The 16,838-nt window shown below is 52.1% G+C and carries 19 protein-coding genes; 4 read left to right on the top strand and 15 right to left on the bottom strand.

All coding sequences use genetic code 11. The annotated features are described in order from the left end of the window. Positions 1-34: 34 nt before the first annotated feature. Entirely contained in the window at positions 35-430 is a 396-nt protein-coding gene (locus tag ACR0E2_RS19845; RefSeq protein WP_171330287.1) for a thermonuclease family protein, read from the top strand. Here ACR0E2_RS19845 and ACR0E2_RS19840 read toward each other — a convergent pair. Further along, positions 398-541: a hypothetical protein gene (locus ACR0E2_RS19840; protein ID WP_480447666.1), complete on the bottom strand. Its 144-nt coding sequence runs from the start codon at positions 539-541 to the stop codon at positions 398-400. The genes ACR0E2_RS19845 and ACR0E2_RS19840 overlap by 33 nt on opposite strands. Before the next feature lie 92 nt (positions 542-633). Between ACR0E2_RS19840 and ACR0E2_RS19835 the strand changes: the two genes are divergently transcribed. Both ACR0E2_RS19835 and ACR0E2_RS19830 read left to right on the top strand, forming a co-directional pair. After that, positions 634-1,611 carry a hypothetical protein gene (locus ACR0E2_RS19835; RefSeq protein ID WP_480447639.1) on the top strand — a complete coding sequence of 326 codons (978 nt, stop codon included), beginning with the start codon at positions 634-636 and terminating at the stop codon, positions 1,609-1,611. A 29-nt stretch (positions 1,612-1,640) separates the two neighbouring features. After that, on the top strand, positions 1,641-2,867 hold the full coding sequence (locus ACR0E2_RS19830; protein WP_171330291.1) for a carbon-nitrogen hydrolase family protein: 1,227 nt from the start codon (positions 1,641-1,643) through the stop codon (positions 2,865-2,867). Between the two features lie 323 nt (positions 2,868-3,190). Here ACR0E2_RS19830 and ACR0E2_RS19825 read toward each other — a convergent pair whose 3' ends face one another. The 9 genes from ACR0E2_RS19825 to ACR0E2_RS19785 form a co-directional block, all read right to left on the bottom strand. After that, positions 3,191-3,865 carry an SOS response-associated peptidase gene (locus ACR0E2_RS19825; RefSeq protein ID WP_480447638.1) on the bottom strand — a complete coding sequence of 225 codons (675 nt, stop codon included), beginning with the start codon at positions 3,863-3,865 and terminating at the stop codon, positions 3,191-3,193. Positions 3,866-4,694: 829 nt separating this feature from the next. After that, positions 4,695-5,009 (bottom strand): hypothetical protein, encoded by a 315-nt coding sequence (locus ACR0E2_RS19820; RefSeq protein ID WP_480447637.1) that lies wholly within the window; start codon positions 5,007-5,009, stop codon positions 4,695-4,697. Beyond that, on the bottom strand, positions 5,006-5,452 hold the full coding sequence (locus ACR0E2_RS19815; RefSeq protein ID WP_480447636.1) for a DUF5681 domain-containing protein: 447 nt from the start codon (positions 5,450-5,452) through the stop codon (positions 5,006-5,008). Before ACR0E2_RS19815 ends, ACR0E2_RS19820 begins: the two co-directional genes overlap by 4 nt. Positions 5,453-5,556: 104 nt before the next feature. Next, complete coding sequence (locus ACR0E2_RS19810) at positions 5,557-6,645, bottom strand: bifunctional DNA primase/polymerase (protein WP_480447635.1); 1,089 nt, start codon at positions 6,643-6,645, stop codon at positions 5,557-5,559. Next, a complete protein-coding gene (locus tag ACR0E2_RS19805; protein WP_480447634.1) occupies positions 6,646-6,852 on the bottom strand; it encodes a transcriptional coactivator p15/PC4 family protein in 207 nt (68 codons plus the stop codon). A 100-nt stretch (positions 6,853-6,952) separates the two neighbouring features. Continuing rightward, positions 6,953-7,312, bottom strand: coding sequence for a hypothetical protein (locus ACR0E2_RS19800; RefSeq protein WP_480447633.1), 360 nt, complete (start codon positions 7,310-7,312; stop codon positions 6,953-6,955). 121 nt (positions 7,313-7,433) lie between these two features. After that, a complete protein-coding gene (locus tag ACR0E2_RS19795; protein ID WP_480447632.1) occupies positions 7,434-7,640 on the bottom strand; it encodes a helix-turn-helix domain-containing protein in 207 nt (68 codons plus the stop codon). 119 nt (positions 7,641-7,759) lie between these two features. After that, on the bottom strand, positions 7,760-8,407 hold the full coding sequence (locus ACR0E2_RS19790; RefSeq protein WP_480447631.1) for a hypothetical protein: 648 nt from the start codon (positions 8,405-8,407) through the stop codon (positions 7,760-7,762). Beyond that, complete coding sequence (locus tag ACR0E2_RS19785) at positions 8,400-9,707, bottom strand: tyrosine-type recombinase/integrase (protein ID WP_480447630.1); 1,308 nt, start codon at positions 9,705-9,707, stop codon at positions 8,400-8,402. Before ACR0E2_RS19785 ends, ACR0E2_RS19790 begins: the two co-directional genes overlap by 8 nt. A gap of 283 nt (positions 9,708-9,990) precedes the next feature. Here ACR0E2_RS19785 and ACR0E2_RS19780 point away from each other — a divergent pair, with 283 nt between their 5' ends. Further along, a complete protein-coding gene (locus ACR0E2_RS19780; protein ID WP_371419724.1) occupies positions 9,991-10,194 on the top strand; it encodes a DUF6538 domain-containing protein in 204 nt (67 codons plus the stop codon). Between the two features lie 553 nt (positions 10,195-10,747). Here the strand turns inward: ACR0E2_RS19780 and ACR0E2_RS19775 are convergent. The 5 genes from ACR0E2_RS19775 to ACR0E2_RS19755 form a co-directional block, all read right to left on the bottom strand. After that, positions 10,748-12,622, bottom strand: coding sequence for a DUF3604 domain-containing protein (locus ACR0E2_RS19775; RefSeq protein WP_480447629.1), 1,875 nt, complete (start codon positions 12,620-12,622; stop codon positions 10,748-10,750). Positions 12,623-12,815: 193 nt separating this feature from the next. Beyond that, the gene (locus tag ACR0E2_RS19770) at positions 12,816-14,114 is read right to left on the bottom strand and encodes a TAXI family TRAP transporter solute-binding subunit (RefSeq protein ID WP_480447628.1); all 1,299 of its coding nucleotides are present in this window, start codon (positions 14,112-14,114) and stop codon (positions 12,816-12,818) included. A 236-nt stretch (positions 14,115-14,350) separates the two neighbouring features. Beyond that, positions 14,351-15,271, bottom strand: a complete 921-nt coding sequence (locus ACR0E2_RS19765) for a DUF2950 family protein (protein WP_480447627.1) — start codon at positions 15,269-15,271, stop codon at positions 14,351-14,353. Then, positions 15,243-16,538, bottom strand: coding sequence for a DUF3300 domain-containing protein (locus tag ACR0E2_RS19760; protein ID WP_152456667.1), 1,296 nt, complete (start codon positions 16,536-16,538; stop codon positions 15,243-15,245). The genes ACR0E2_RS19765 and ACR0E2_RS19760 overlap by 29 nt, the downstream gene beginning before the upstream one ends. Positions 16,539-16,725: 187 nt before the next feature. Then, the coding region (locus tag ACR0E2_RS19755) for a GDCCVxC domain-containing (seleno)protein (protein ID WP_480447588.1) at positions 16,726-16,838 on the bottom strand (113 nt) is incomplete at its 5' end.

The raw sequence follows: 16,838 nt of genomic DNA, 5'->3' as shown, positions 1-16,838 counted from the left end.
TGCGAGACGCGATTGATACGGAATCAATATTAGAATGAAGACCTTTTTGCCCGCTCTAGCACTTTTCCTCGCAACTTCCGCAAGTGCCGCCAGTCTGCATGTGCGAGACGCTGATACAATCGTCGTTGATGGAACGCCTGTGCGATTGAACGGTGTAGACGCTCCAGAACTAGGCACACAGTCTGGTCGGAACGCAAAGCGCTGGATGGTGAACTATCTGCGCGGTAAGTCGATATCCTGCGATTTGAACGGTGAGCGCACTTATGACCGCTGGGTAGGTGTCTGCTACGCGGATGGGCAGGACATAGGTGCCGCTGTAATTGCCGCTGGGCATGCTTTGGACTGCCGTAGGTACTCAGGGGGCCGATACAGGCATTTGGAGACTCCAGCAGCCAAATCACGGCTCAGGCGTGCAAGGTATTGTGAGTGAGAACTTGGCTGTTTTGCTCAGCAGCACGTCAGGCAGTGAAAAATTGCTGCCTGCCCAAACATCGAAGCTGAATTTCATATTGCCGTTCAGATGATTGCGATAGCTCTTCATAGTATCCTGAAAACGCCAAACTGGTGACATAGTCTTCATCGAAATTGATCTTGAAATTGCCAGCTTGCTACCAGCCTTGATTTTTGGCTAAATTGACCGAAATCATATTTTTCAAGGCTAGATTGAGGATTCTTCTCGTGTGCACGTTCCTTTCGACGTCATTTAGAAGTGGAACGATTATCAATGCCAAGAAGCGCGGCGAGGATACATCTGGCGCGCAGATAGTGAACACCTTCCGAGATGCTAGAAAAATTGGCCTTCAAATAGCTCCGCGAAAAGATGCCTATCTAAGTGCGATAACCACAGCATTTGCAGCAAAATCTGATGCCCGTGTTTTCTGTGCTGAAGACGAAGATGTTACAGCTAGGTTTGACCCGGGATTGATCCTGGACTTTCCATTGACAACAATCGAGGTTGGCGGGTGGACGCTGTCAGCGCGGTCCTGCCTGACCGTCTGTTCTGGACAAGCTCAAAGCAAGGTTTGGACCCGCGTTGTCGGTAATTCTAATTTTTCCCACCGCTCGCTTTCGGAGAGTGATGTGCGCGAACTGCATAGAATCTCGAAGTCCTATGCTGAAACTGCAAACGATATGATTGTGCAACTCTACGAAAGCGACTTTTCGAGCGCGCAATCGTTGGACGTCTCACTGGAAAAATCAGGCTGGATCGATGTCTTTGCTGTGGATTGCGCAGGGTCAGAGATATCCTCCGCTATTAGGGATTCATATTCTGAACTCTCATGGTCGGTTGAGACAAAATCGATAGCTAACTCAGAACTGGCTAAGACTCTTAGGAGAATTACTGCAGTTTCTATGCCAGAGAATGGGCAGGATGCGACGTCCACTCCTGAGTTTACGTTGAAGGAAAGCTCTGAATTTGTTCCGTTTCACGCAAGAAATGGGTCCGAATCCGTGTTCGTGGCTACTGCCGATGACTGTCACGCGTACATTTCAGGCCTTGTCGATGCGGGAAGTGACTCGACGGCCGAAGAAAAGGAAAACGAGACTGACACGCCCAAAAGCGTTGGGGCTACCGCTGAGTTGGCAATGCAGATAGGCGCAGCATATTAGTTGTACTAGTAACAAGTTAGGTTCCAAGATTGAGTGATTTCAAAGACCGCTTCCTTGAAGCATTAAAACCGTACCATCGAGCCCACGTGGCACTTCAGCAGTTTAGTCGTGAAGGTAGCGCATTAGTTGACGGAGAGCAGCTAGTCGAAGCAGCTTCACTCGGCGTTATACTCAAAGCAGCGGAAGACATAAGTCGGCCCGATAGAAAGAGGCTCTCAGAAAGCAAGAAAAATGCAAAAGAGCTACTCTCACAAGATAGCATTACTCTATCAGCGGTTGGATTTTCGCGAGATGATATTGCAAGCTTGAGAGACGTCGATGCTGGCCACGGAAACAGCTTTCGATTTCGAGTGTCAAAAAAAAATGGTTTCCAATTTGTAAAAGTTAACCCGGACGCGGACGAAGAAGTCTTGTTTGATCGTGACAAGTGGGAAAAACAACGTCTGAGCGCGCTCGATACAGCGATTGCGCAAGGTGCAAACATTATTAGTTTTGGCGAAACAGACTACCAAGAACACTCTGACCGGGCGTGTGAAGAGAAATTTCAAGAAAAAATCAAAGCTAAAATCGATGCGGTTGAAAGGCCTATTTTTCTAATTGCAGGCACCGACTATGACCATGAAGAGAATGAGGCGGCTTCCACGTGCCTCAACAGGGCTCGAATTTTTCCCAACAAGACCCTATTAAGCCAAGAACGCGATGACATTCCGAGCAGACCGATACTGCATCCAAAACTACACGCCGCCGAGCGCACTGACGAGAGAATATCTTCTCCGGAACGCCCTAGAATAGTCTACTATGAAACTATTCTGGGCAATATAGCCGTACTTATTTGTGTGGATGCCTACAACCCAACAGTTGTAATGTCTCTTTTACGAAACCGGGGAAGCCTCGACAAAGATCAAATAGACTTCATATTGGTGCCCTCCTATAACAAGAGCGCTAAGCTCTTTTATGCGTGCCAAGTTCTGAGCCTCTTGTCCGGAAGCGTTGTAATGCTGATTGACACGTGCGGAAAAGAAGCGACTAAACCAGCGCAAACAGCTGTTTTCGTTCATGGGCGACTTTTTTCAGACCTGCTTGAAGACCCTGATGTGGGTTTAGATACATGTGGTGAGTACCTTTCTGAGGATCCGCACTCTCCGGTAAGGACCTGTCGCCTGTCATTGGACTTTCTACGAGAACTGCGTTCCAAGGAGACTTCTCTGACACCGACATTCAACCAGGTAGTGCATCATTTTTTGCGCGCTCCATAGCCTTCAATCGAGAATTCCCATGTCTCAACCCAGGCGGATCTACTCTGAACGAAATTGAGCTTTTCGTCGCTCAGCCTGCAGGTGCTCGCCTTCTCCAAAGCAAATCCCTGACCCTACGACCGTCAGCGGCGATTTCGTTGGGCAACTCACTCAAGTCTCTAGAGTAACTAAGTCTCGGTCTTACATTGTATCGCTCGTTGATGACGCATTCTTCGAATGGACCTCTAATGTGGGAACACGCTATGATTAGATAGCCAAAAGTTTCATCGGCTTGATGGATATCACTTCGATCCGCCTTTGAATCCGCCATTTGTCAAAATGACCTAGGCTTTGCCGTCTGACCTTTCCCCTTCGCCGGACCTCACAACGTACATGTCGTCTGAATTGTATGGCCTGAGCAGGCCAAACGCCTCATCTGCACTACCAACCATCCATTGTTCGTAGTCGTCAGGCTTCAGGATCACTGGCATTCTGTCCGGATGGATTGGTTTAACAATCTCGTTGGCAGTTGTCGTAATGACAGTAAATGTCTCGATTTCTTCAGGGCCTTCCTTGCCCTGGTAGCGCGATGTCTGCCACATTCCGGCAAACGCGAAAGGCGGGCGGCCTTCGTCGCCTTTGAGAGCAAACCAGTAGTAGGTCGCAGGATTGCGACCCTTGGCCTCGCAGAACGAACTGGCAGGCACGAGGCAACGCCGACCCTCGAAGCTTTCTTTCCAAAGACCGTTTGAGCGTACCTTATCATCCCGCGCGTTGTTCCATGCTGCAGGCTGGATGATCGACCCTGTCTTTTTTGATTTCTTGGTTGTGCGAAACCCCCAACTAAGTGGTAAGAGTTCCCGTCTTCCATCCTCCGCCATCCTGACGACCGGCCCCATGTGTTTCGGAAAAATTGCGGGTAGGGGTTCAGCATTCCCGAGATAGTTCCGTTCAACGGAAACATCAAACAGTCGGCGCATCGCTTCGGCGGGGATCGTGTTGGAGTACAGATTGCACATGAGACGACGGTAAGCTTCTAAATCCGTTTGGACAAGCTCCTGAAGTTCGCTATCTGTTCTTCATGTCAGATTGGCCTTATCGAATCCCCTATGACCTCCACAAAGAGCTTGAATCCCGGCGAGTTGATGACTGGCAAGCCGCAATACGCTCTTGGGCCAAATCTCATAGCCTAAGGATCAAGTTACACTGGTGGCCTTCCCTTGAACGGCAGATAGCCGACTTACAATCACGGCGGTATTTAGCTGGACCACAGGATCACTGGGCAGCAATGCGTGATTGGCTAGTTCAGAATGACGTTCCTGCTCCAAGGAATCTGCCGGGATGGCCGGAACATTTATAGAGGCTGGCTGAGGGGGTCGAGGCCAGCCTCTATCTTCATCACGAGGGGGTAAGTGGTTATTCTAATCCCAGATTACTCAATTTGAGCGAAGCCCGAAATTGGGGGATTCCCGTAACGGCGCTGTTTCGGCCAAAATGGTCCGTTTCCGTTGGGTAAACAGTCAGTTGCCGAACGAGCTATGGACACAACTTTGCCACAATGCGATCCTCTTGACGTGGGTGGCATGCTATTATTTTAGCACTTTCTGGTTTTTCTGACTGGATTTGAGGGGGTTACCTAGTACAGTGTGCCACCCCACGAGCTTTCCGTGAAACAGACCGAAGCACGAACCGTGTTTTTCAAATGTCGTGGCGCTTTCGTAATCTTCATTGAACGGTCGCATTCAGAACACTTCGCTCCCATATCACTGTTATGCGGCGCGTCATGATGGGGTTTAGCGATTTCAATGAGGGGGTACGAGTTCGGCGCGTCGTACCCCAAACACATAATCAAATCCACTTGGCATCCCAGGGCAGGTTAACGGTTGCGCCAACCTTCTTACCTATCTCGATGCCTGTCTGGTCGAAGCGACGCATGAACTCAGCGCCCGACTCGTCTTGTCTCCGTTCCAAAGTGACAGTTTCCTCTGAATCCGAAACGCTCACTATGGCACGATGAACGTCCTCTTTTAGATTGGGGGGCCTGCCGTTTTGGGTCGAAATCGGGCTCCCATGCATGTCAAAGAACTCGCCTTTAGTGATGACGACTTTGAACTCGTTTCCTGCGTCCTTTTCCAGTTTTTCCACCCTGCTACGAACACTCATTTTGATGCCTCCAAAGCTGCTATTCGTTTCTCAAGTTCCGTCGTTTCCAGAACCCGCCTGTATTGCTCGACAAGCCCCATGACTGTCGCTCCCTCCAAAGGTGTCACGTCACCCTGAGAAACGGCCCGTAGCACCGCCTGTGCGGCCTCTGTTGCGTCGGCAGCGGATCTGATGGGAGGAAGGTCGAAATTGACCGGTGCGTCCTTTCTGGTAGGCGCTACCCGCTCCAGACACAGACGCAGGGCCGTGCTGTCACCCTCAAGCGCCAAGTCAACTGCTTTTTGCGTGATTGCCTCCGATTGCCCCTCAAGCAGTTCCTCTACTGCCCGAGTGACCCGGTTTCGGGTTCCTCTGGGCTTGCCGGGATTACCAGTCGCAAAGGTTCCATCCGGGTTTCGTTCGTCCGTATTAGTTCCGTTTTTTCGGCTGGGTTCATCCGTCATTGCTCATGCCTCGATGTGGTTGGTTTTTTGGTGATTTCTGGGGCAAAGCCCCTTTTGACCGGAAGCGGTCAACATAAGTAATAGATAAACCCCTCCCCCCTGCATCAGGACACCTCCTTGGCAACTAGAAGCGAACGGACGTTGGGCGCATCTGGGCGAGAGCGCACCAGTTGATACGACCGAGGATGGTTACCGGCGGAGTATTCCTTTGCGATGCCCAAAAGGCCCGCAGAGCGCAGTGTTTGAATGGCAGCCCTGAAGCGGCGGCGGCCAAGGTTGGTGTGCCCCGACTTGGTCATGGCAGCATGATCGAGTGGGAATATCTGGCCGGGAATATGCCCGTGGTTGGATTGAAGAACTACAAATAGGCCGATTGCGTCATACGCGTTGTCAAAAGTGGACAACCTGTCCAACGCTGTTCGGTTGACACGAAATTCACTGTCGCGTCCTTGGTACACTTTGCCCTCCAATCGCTTGGTCCAGGCCCAATCGGCAATTTTGCGAAGTTCAGAATCTGGCATTGTGGCCGGATCCTCGCATTCGTCGTCCCGAATGAATGCAAGGTTGCAGAACAACTCGTCGAGCGTTTCAACGGCCTCTACCATTTTAATGGCGGCTAGGCTTAGCTCACGGTTGCGGTTGCCTTTAGTAATGGCTCCGGCGCGGAATTGTGCCTCGCTGGTTTCTAGTGAAATCGTAGGCAAATCACTCTTGCCCAAAGCTCCGGCTAGTGGTTGGTATTCGCCGCCATCTGGTCGGACAGAGTGCGGCCCGACGACATAGTTGCTGGCACCGCGCTTCACATCTACAGGATAGCCCTGAGCGCGGAGGTTGGGCACTTTACCGCCAGCATCCTTAAAATACAGATGCACGCCACGCGGGGTCGAAACTTGGACCGGAGACATCCCAAAGCGCGCCTCCATGTCTGTTAGCAAAGATGGGTTGTTTTCGTCGCAATCGACTACTGCCAGCCCATCAAGGCGAACCCCATAGCAGGAACTGCCCTTGCCGTACATCGGCCCAAGCACGCGCTTGAGGGGTAGGCGTGATGGGTCGGTTAAGCCGAGTAGGGGCGACTTCCCGTCGATGCCACCTCCGAGCGGCAACAAGCTGTGGCCGAGCGAGTGAAGGCGGGCCATCTCCTCAACCGGCACACAGCCCGATTGGGCGTTGAGCGCTCTATGATATCCCATCTAAGCCGCCTCCGCCTTGTTGAGCGCGTCTGTAAACTCCGGCAGCAACTCAGCCCGGAACGACACGCCCTGTTTGCCAGGGCGCATCTCACCATCTTCAGAGACGAAATAGACGCGGATGTTGATGAGGTCGTATCCCCGGAACTCATCGCGGCTGATACGGTATTCCTCACGGCTGTTCTTCGGGATCTGGGTGATGAGGGCCATTAGCGGCCCTCCCCAAAGTATAGCGTAGCGACAATGCGTGCAGCAGCGTCCGAGAGGCCGTGCTTGCGACGAAGTGTGTGGATCTGAAGGTCGCGGGTTCTCATGCCGCTACCTCCTGACCGCCAATACGGGTCACGCTGTCCAAAAGGTTGTAAACGCCAAACCGGCTGCGTCCGGCCTTTGGGTCATTTTCGAACCACACCGTCTCGATGTTTAGGCCCTGCTCATCTCGTAGACCCATGACGAAGTGGCTCAAACGGCAGGGCGATGCGCAGTGAACCGGGCCGTCAATCAACGAATCCAGCATGCGGCGCTTTTTCTTACTTACCCAGATGTTGCGGGTTTCACCGGACTCACCGGTTACACGGTACTCAGCCGGTTCGGTGTCTGGCGACAGGTCACGCCATGCGGTAACCCACAATGCGTTTCTTACGAGTAGTTCGGGTGTTTTGGTATTCATGCTCAATTCCTCAAGCTTGCGCTTTAGGTCAGAACACGTTACATTTCTTGCAGTCATAGCCACCGACTTACAAACGAAATGCCGCGTGCCCATGTTTGACCCATGGTGCGCGGGTTTCGTTTTAAGCAGCGAACTCTTTGGATTTCTCGTCAAACCAGCGGTCTAGCTCGTTGTATTCCAAACGAGTTGCGCCACCGATTTTGACAAACTTAAGAGCCCCCGTCTTCATCTCTGCATACAGTGTTGCGCGGGACATGCCGGTGTAGGCAACTGCGCCAATGATATCCGTGGCGCGCGGCCTAACGGTGATTTGAGTAGTGCTATCCATCCTGCTCACCTCTGTGTTGCTTCGATGCACACAGGGTGTCAGGCGCTATTCGCGCCGAAAATACCGCCGAATTCGCGCCAATCGCGCCGTTTACTAATATGGATAGATTTTCGCGCGATTTACCCGCGTTTGGACTTTACTCCCGGCCTTGAGCCATCATCGGGCTTGTAGGCATCCCACAATAGGCGCTCTTTGTCCCTAGTGATACCATGAGCCTTTCGCCATTCTTCACGTTGTTTCTGAGTTGGTTTTCGACCAGGGAAGCTATCAAGAAATGTGTTGTAAGCTGCGTCTCTTTGAGCAGTGGTTGCGAACCGCTTGGCGGGCTTAGGAGATAGGTTCTTGAGTGCAACTCGGATCCTGTCTGCCTCAATGTCCGATACGATAATCTGCTGCCCTTCAAAGGGTTCCAACTTCTGTGCAAAATCTAGAGAAATTTGGTGCCCTGTCAGTTTGGCCGAATCAAGGCGAAATAGAATAGCGACACCAACAAACAACTCAGGTTCCATGCCTTTTGCTGCGTCTCGAATCTTGGCGAGTGAGACCACACCGGAGCCTGCATCTATGAACGCAAACTCCATCCGTTCGCCCCATTGGATCGTACTCAACAAGTCTAGCGAAACCTGTACCGGCTGTTCACCAGGGCTGTAAATCGCCACCGATCCAACTTGACCAATCTGGTTGGCGAAATCATCCCAACTGACGTTAGCATTGCGGTATTCTGAGGCAATCTCATAGAGAGACACATATCCGGTTGGGTTAAACATTTTGCCGCCCCTCAAGCTCAATCACGTCCGCGCTTTCCTGCGTCACTAACTCGGCCCATTTATCCAGCGCCACGGCGCGCTCCGCTAGCAATTCGGTCTGATTGTAAACACGGGCAACAGCACTGGCCTTTGATGCAGTGGCTGCGTGGTTCAACACCCGGTCAACCACAGATTCAGGTATCCCACGTTCGGCCATGTGCGTTGCAAATGCCGTCCTGAAATCGTGTAGCCGCCACGGCTCGAACTCATCGCCAAGCAACTTATCAAGCCGGGTTTTCATTTTGCTCCACCCAGATATTGGGGTGCGGCCCGTTGTGGTGAATAGGAAGTCTGATGCGGCAAGGGTCTTACCGGATTTTTTGCTTTTCTTGGCCTCTGCCTTAGCTTGCTCTTGGCGAGCTAGGACCTTTTCAATCTCAGCCATTGCCGGGGCCGATAAGTGGGTGATGTGTCCTCGGTCGTTCTTTTCCTGCGAAATGGCCTTCCTGAACCGCGACTTTGCAAGTTCCAGTTCACTTTTGCGCAGGTTATTGATTGAGGTGCGGCGCTGAACAGTCAGCAATAGAAGGCGAACAGGTGGCCCCCAAAGGTCGCCAAGCTCATAGGTCAATTTCCATATTGCCCGTATCTCATCCAGGCTAAGCACTCGATCCCGAATTTGCTCTTTGGTCGCGCGTTCCAGCCGGTCGCCCACATCCTCGCTCAGATACTCACGACGCCACGCCCAGCGCGTGAAGTGCTTCAAAGCCGCCCTTATCCGGTTCGCCATGAACATCTTGCCCTCTTTGGCCTTATCATCAATCGGCTTTTGAAGGCTGGCACGAGTCAAGTCGCCAATAGGCTGGGCAAGGTGTTTGCGCAATGCGTCCTCAAGCTGGCGCTTTCTCTCACCCTGACGTTTAAGGGTGGAAAGGTGCAGTTCGTCATATACGTCCAAAACGTCTTGAAGGGTTTGGGCCGTAGCGGCGGCGCGCTCCTGATCCCTGCGGGCTTGCTGGGCTTCAAGTACTCGATCAAACCCACGTGCGGCCTCAGCCTCTATCTCAAGAGCCAATACACGGGCCTCAGCCAGCCCAATCGCACCGTCTTCGCGCTTTCCGGTCGCGGACCATGTGCAATAGGTTCCAAAGGTATGCTTCCGCTTCGCACCGCCCTTAACCCTTTTTTCGTACATCCACACCGCGCGGGCAGGGTAGACACGCAACCGCAATCCGACCCGCTTTGTATCCGATATCTCGTCCCGCCCTTCTGCCGGTCTCTTAAGGCTCTTTAGGTATCGGTCGTTCAGTTCTCTTTTCATCAAATCGCCTGTGGGGGACTCATGGGGGACAAAATGGGTTGGATTTTGATAGACGGTTATGGATGACTGTAGACTCTATTTGTCTGGGGGACAACGCGCGAACAGTCAAAAACCTTTTAAATCAAGAGGTATTTTGGATTGATGTAGACGGATGCGGACGACAGTGGAAAAAGGTGGTGGGATGGGGGTCTCTGATTTGTAATCAGTAGGTCCGCGGTTCGAGTCCGTGTGGGGGCACCACAGCATCCGCTAAAACATTGTAAATCATCAACTTTATCTCAGGATGGAGCCACCGCAGAACGTGGCGGAGAACAAAACTGCACCCCACTCATTTGTCAAAGATGGCGTTTTCTACTTTGTGCGGATAGTCCCGAAGGATCTGAAGCAACTCTACACGTGGTCGAAAATCTCACACATACTGAGAACCAGATCAGCTTCAGTGACAGCACTAAGGGCTACAAGAGCTGCACAATATCTTGACGAATAATGGTATCACCTTCGGGTCAAGGACAGCGACTTACCGGGCAAACACATGCTTTGACTGGCGCAAAACGCCAATACCGCTCCGGTGACGTTCGTTGCGTTTTCCACTATGCGGGAGACGGTCAAGCTATCGAAGGCTGGGCCAACTATCTTCGACTGAAGGGCCATGCCCAAGTGCCTGTAGGACCGCGTTACGTAGAGACCCTTGGTGATGGCGCAGAGTGCTGCAACCGTCAGATCACAGCCCATCGCAGTCACCATGTGCCACCGCTCCGCCAGCTGATCTTGCGTCATGTTTGGTATATCAACCTCATTTGCTCACTGCGGCACGAGGAAGTTCGATCCGCTTCTATTTAACAAAGTGAGGGTTCTGAGTTCAGAAATCTGTGGCCACCGCCAATAAAGATGTGACACATCCGCAAAATGTCTGACCTCGCTACCTTGAACGCACGGGAATCGGCGTCTGCAAATGGTCCGAAAGCTGACGTTAAAACACTTGGAAGAGGGCTTCGAGCCCAGGGCAGACTAAGTGAATTTCAATCTTAATCTAATACCAATCATCCCTGAGGTGTGTACCAGATAGGCGACGTATAAGCCCTTTCTTGTATCGACCAAGGGGCTTCGTCAGGGATTTCTGTCCCGAACACCTTGGCGTCGTATGTCGTCCAGCGCGGCGTTGGTATGGCCAGCACTCTGACGTAGTAGAACGCGCTTTGCGTCGGGTCATAGTCCGGGTCTTCCCAATATCCGGCGAGAATTGCCTCGCCGATGTCATTTGTCCAAGTCGCGTTTTCTACATCCACCGTATTGCCAACCGGGCCGTCACACGCCGCGTTTACAAGTTCACGCTCGCCGCAAGCAACATCATAAATACGTTCCGACGTTGTGCCGTCACTGTTCAGCCAGCCTTTGACAATCTGAATACGGTCGAGGTTGGCCCCATCGGGGTCGCGGAGAGCACGGATGAGAAATCGCGGAGATCGACCATCACTATCCGCTGGCAAATCCGCCCCCATAGGGACGCCATTTTCATATCCATACGCGGCAAAATCCGCACGTGGCAGGTCGGTTTCGTCGAATTCATATCCGGCAAAAACGCGAACACGCATGCGCGGCCCCGTGGTTGCATAGACTTCTTTCCGAGCAAAAGCATCCCAAATCGCCTCGCGGGTGTTTTCCCTTGCCCAAACGGCCGCCAAACCCGACGCCGAAGTCTGCCATGCATATTGTGCAACACTCTCGTCACCACCAATACCGCCGACGACTTCTTCAAATCGGATCGGGTCAGCAGTAGGTTCAACAGCCGCGACTTTCCCGAAGAAATTGTCCTCGCCAACCGTGGACAGCGATGTATGAGCGTCAGTTGAGCCGATCACGCCAAACTTGAACGGGTTTGTCCCAGTTTCCGCCTCGTATCCTAGTCCACGACGCAATGCCGCGCGTGCATACTCGCGTGGAAGCATCTCCGGTGTCTTGGGCTCTGGTCCAAGTTGTCCTTTGTCCCACGTTTCAAAGTCGGCAAATTCATCGTCAGGTGACAGCATGGGATGTGCTTCGCCGTCACCTTTCATTTGTGTGATTTCGTAGATCGGTTCCCACTTGGCACGCTGTTTGAAATACTCAACATCGAACGGTTCGCCGGACAAGCGCACTTCGTCGAACATCAACCCGTTGGACAAATTGCCATTGTGCGGGATCGCGAGCAGCTTTTGGCCTGTTGTCTCTTCGGCTTGTTCCATCCATGCCCAAAGGTCTTCGGGGTCGAAGCTGTCAAAGTTCGAGAACGGGATGATCTTGTCAGCGCCCTCTTTGCCACCATTGAATATGACATTCCTGTGCAGGTTGTTCCGCTGTGGGTTTGAGGTCCACTCGAACCCGATAAGCGCAGTAAACAAACCCGGTTGATTGTGTGCCTCAGCGGCAGAGGTAATGTTGCTCCACGCTGTTTGGTAAATCTCCTGATAATCCGCCAAGGGGTCTGTGCCAGTGGACTTGGCTTGGCTCCAAATCGACCATGCGCCAACCGGATCACCGGCCTCGACAGCAGCGTTCAGTTGCTGGCCAAACTCCGTGGAGAGCAGCGTGGCATCTTTGGCTGAGAGCAGCGGCGCGAGACCAAGGTTCTCGGCGTGATCGGCAATAACCAAAAAACCCAATGGTCGGCGCAACCTCGCTTCGACGCCGGTGCTGGATGTAACGACTTCGCCTTTGGCAAACCTGTACGCTTCATCAGGGCCAAGTACATTTCCGATCATCCCAGCATCGGCAGAGTATGATGTATGCAAATGGGTGTCGCCGAAAAAGACCTGATTAGGGAAGTTTTGTTGTGGGTAAGGGGAATACTCTCTGTCACCGGGTTGAGTGTTCGGGATGTCCTCGGCATGCGCGGCAGCAGTAAACGCAACAGTCAAAATAGATGCTAAACGGAACATTTCCTAACCTCTTATTTTGTTCAGAGCTTACAACACTCAATACAAGTAACCCTGACGCAAAATCTAAACTATTTTCGCCCAGCAAAGCTGCCGCTAAAGAAAACTCTGCTAATGATGGCTGCGAGCCAAAAGTACTGTTCACGCAATAACTAAAGCATACGGCTGTACCGAAGTCTCAAATAGAAATGGTATTTTAAGTTGGTTTGCTTGAGAAGGCCGGGGTTCCATCGTTTTTGGCAGTTCGACGACGCGCAATCTCCTGTCGAATTAGATCTATGTGCAAACGCGCATCATATGCTCCCTGGCGGTATGCGAGAGGCAGATTCAGATTTGCAAGGGCGGTGTCCACGTCTTCGATATTTTTGGCGACCTCTTCTACTTCAGTTGAGGTCTGTGCCTTGCCGAGTTCCTCCTCAAGCGCAGCGATGCGCTGATAAAAACGCCAGACCCGGCGCTTTTGAAACCACACGTAACTGGACGGGACGATCCGCAGAAACGGTACTAAGAACAACAAAGGCAACAGCAATAACAATACGCTGCCAAACTGCGCCGCTATCCAATATGGCAGGACGCCATGCAAAAAGTTTGGCCCAGAGTTTATAAGTTCTGTGGCAATCTTGTTTAATGGTACAGGTGGCGAAGCCGTGTTTGGATACTCGCGCGCACTTTGCAAAATATTAGGTTCGCTATGAATGTTCTTTGCTGCATTTACTAACCTATCGGTTACTGCAGGGTGCAGATCGGATGCGGCGATAAGTGAAGCTCGCAATGCTAAGATCTTAACATCCTCTGGTGGTCTCGGAGGGTCGAGTGTGATTGATCCTGCCGGCACAGTTACAGAATTCGCTCCGGAAAGTTTCAATGCAAGGGCGTCGACCAAAGCCATAGGGACGAAAATGATTTCTGGATCAAAAATTGCATCCATAAGGTAAGGTGCATCGAGTGGAGCGACAAACAACGCTGCATCCGCTTCGTTGGCATACAACGCCTCTATCGCATCATGCCCCCCGACATCGACGAGGTCTATGCCGACATTTTGCAACCCAGCAGCCTCAATTAGCGCTAAAGCGGCGGCGCGAGTACCAGACGCCTGAGATCCTGCAGCTAAGCGTATGTCTCCCCATTCTCCTGCATTAGCTCCGACTGGACTAGACTTTCCGCGGAACACCACCATCGGTTCAAGAAAAATGGCACCCAGAGACTGTAAGCTTTCGTCCTGAGGGAGTTCGAGGCCGCCTTGTACAAATGCGGCATCCACTTCGCCAGAAACAAGTCTCTGAATATTCTCAACAGACCCTTCGGTTTCTACTAAAACTACCTGAATGCCGTCACGTGCAAGTTCTGCTTTGTAGAGTTGTCCAACTTGCCAATATCCCCCGCCGTTTATGCCAGCAGCTAGCTTAATACTGTTGGGCGGCTTCAAGCCAAAGATCAGAAAAACAAGCAAACCGACAAAAATAATCGGAAAGAGAATGAAAAGAGCTAAGCGCATTTATTCTCACATTCAGATGATCGGAATCGATAATTCGTTCTCTTTTGATAGCAATCTTTTTGCCAACGAGAAACCGATCACAGTGAGTAGCACTCGAAAGTTCGAGTTCTTCGGTTCAAGTATCCCGACATATTTAGTGGGTGCGCAAAAAACCAAGTGCGCTTGAAAGAGTTTGAAATCAAAAACTGGCTGTCGCAGCAAAGCGCAGAGCTTAAGCGCCACTTTCAATCCAAATATTACTCGACCGGTGACCAATTCGTGTCTGGATCATAGGCAGAAATTTCAGCTGCAATACTAAGTGTTTCCGGGCCAAAATCTGCCTCGTAGACTATGCCGTTTTCGCCAACCAGAAAGGAATGGATGCCAGTTTCTCCGTAGTCTGCCGGTATTGCCAGCAAGGCATGTCCTGCAACAAAGTGATCCCCGACAAAATAAGAGTAGGCACCCCCCGGAGCGTTAGGGCCCTGCTCTTGCAGGATTGTGTAATAATAGCCAAGAAACGGTTCGGCTTCATAGTCAACCTGACCGTCACTCCACCCCGAAGCTGCGGCGCGGGCAAGCGCTGCACCGACAAAGCTGTCTTTTCCAGGCCAGAAGAGTCCGTTTTGCTCTTCCGGATCTGAAATGATCGTCTGAGCGAATTCCATAACGCCGTTCCCGTTATGGTCCACAAGCCGGAAAGCTGCCTGCAGATCGACATAGGCCTCAAGCAATTCGATCACTTCCAACTCATTCAAACCTATTTCGCGGGCTGAAAGCTCTTCGATCCCTGCTTCCAGGTCAAAGCGCCAACCGTCATCTGTACGCAGAATTGGAATTGGAAAAGGCCAACTGTCTTCACCCAGGAGAAGTACAACCCCTTCATCCTCAGGCTGAAAGCGATACCCCTCAGCGTACATGCTTAGCACTTCCTGCCTTCTTTCTTGGTCTTCCGCCGGATCGCCCGTTCCCACCAAGTCTTCGGCTTCAGGACCAAAAACTTCGAGCATCTTGCTCTGATCATTGGCCTTCAACGCACCAACAAAAGCATCCAGTGCGGATTGCGGGGTATCGAAGTTGGCCCCGCCAGAGAGGGCCGGGCTTGCACTCCCGGCGAGCAACAAAATTGTAAATACTGATCTACGCACCTTACCGTCTCCGCTTGCCTTTAGCTGCATGTCCACGCTTGGACGCGCTTTGCGTTCTGCTACCGGACGCTTTTTTCTTCATCGCTTGCCCTTTGGATGCCTTGGGCTTGCCCTGCGCCGATACGGCCTTCTTCGCCAACGGCTTCTTCGCAGTCTGCGGTCCTTGCGCGACTGGCTTTTTCGTAGCATCTGGACGTTTGGTGCGATCAATAGCCTGTTGCTTTGCGGCGACCTTGTCCCGATTAGCGTTGCCACGGTTCACCAAAGCCCCGCCTGCTACAGCCCCTGCACCGACCGCAGCCGCGGCCGCCCCGCGGTCTAGGCTAATATCCGCAGCACCAGATTCTCGGCTCAACTTTGCACGCAGTTCATCGGTGCGACCGTCAGGACGGTTAACCGGCAAGTCGCCACGGCCACCTTCAGGTCTTTTGTGGTCAGCTATTTTGTTCCGGGCCTCCTGTTGCCGGTCAGGATCGGGATTCCATCCGATATTCGTTCGGTCACCTAAATCTATATCATTGCCAATATTGACGTTGCCATCGACGTCAATATCGATGTCTGGATTTCTGTAAATTGGACCGCCGCCCCAACCACCACAATTTCGGCACCCCCAATAGTCGTACCAATCATCGTCGTCGTCAAAAATCTCGTCGATCAGGGCAACAGTGCCAAAAGTCAGTAATGCGGCGCCCACAACATCCCCGGTTGACCGGCCAGTATAAACAGTCTCGGGATTGTATTGTGGGACGTATACCGTTTCGGGCTCCGTCGGTGTAATTATCACTGTGTCGTCGTCAGATACTTCGACAGTTTGCTCGGGCCCTGAAACAAGAGCGCCGCTGTCAATTGCCTGATCCCGCATGACCTGCACCGCATCCATCACATCATCGGACTGGGCCAACATGGCTGTGCCGACTGTCTCGGTCCAGTCAATATGGGTGGCCATCTGACCAACAATTTCGGGGAACGCCGTCGCCAACACACTGACGGAAGGATCCCATCCCATTGCTTCGATTTCCAGCTCAAGCTCAGCAGGGTCGCGATCGGCGTTGTCCAGCAGATACCGTTCAGCCTTAACAATTTCCAACGGCTGGGTGGCCGCGACAAATATCTGTATGAGAAGCGTGTCGGGATAAAGAGCAACCGGGGCGACCAATGTCTGCAACTCAGCGCCAGTTAGCAGGCTGGATGAGGTCGCCGAGATATCATCTTTTGCCGCTACATCTTCGGACGACTCTTGCGCTAACGCGGAAGTAGATACGCAAATACCGAATGCAATTAATAGAAACCTGAACATATTGCGATCCTTCGATTTCTTGAAGGATCACCTAAGACCGCGATTCTGGCAACCAATCAGTCAAATAGACTGTTGTGGGATAATTATCGGCACCCAGCCAAGTTTGAGCGAATGGCCTCTTTGGGCTCAGAGCGGTCGTTCGCTGCGTTCCGCATGAATGACCGCTCTGCGGACAAAGCAGACTTTGTCATCCGCAACAACTATCGCCATTCTGGATCGGCGGGCAAGGCACCGTTGCATAGGAGCAGTAGACACAACAATCCCCTTCCAATGGTTTCAAGACTGCTGCGCAAGACTTGC

It is taken from the genome of Ruegeria sp. A4, assembly GCF_056543025.1.
This window is presented reverse-complemented; position numbering and strand designations above follow the sequence as displayed.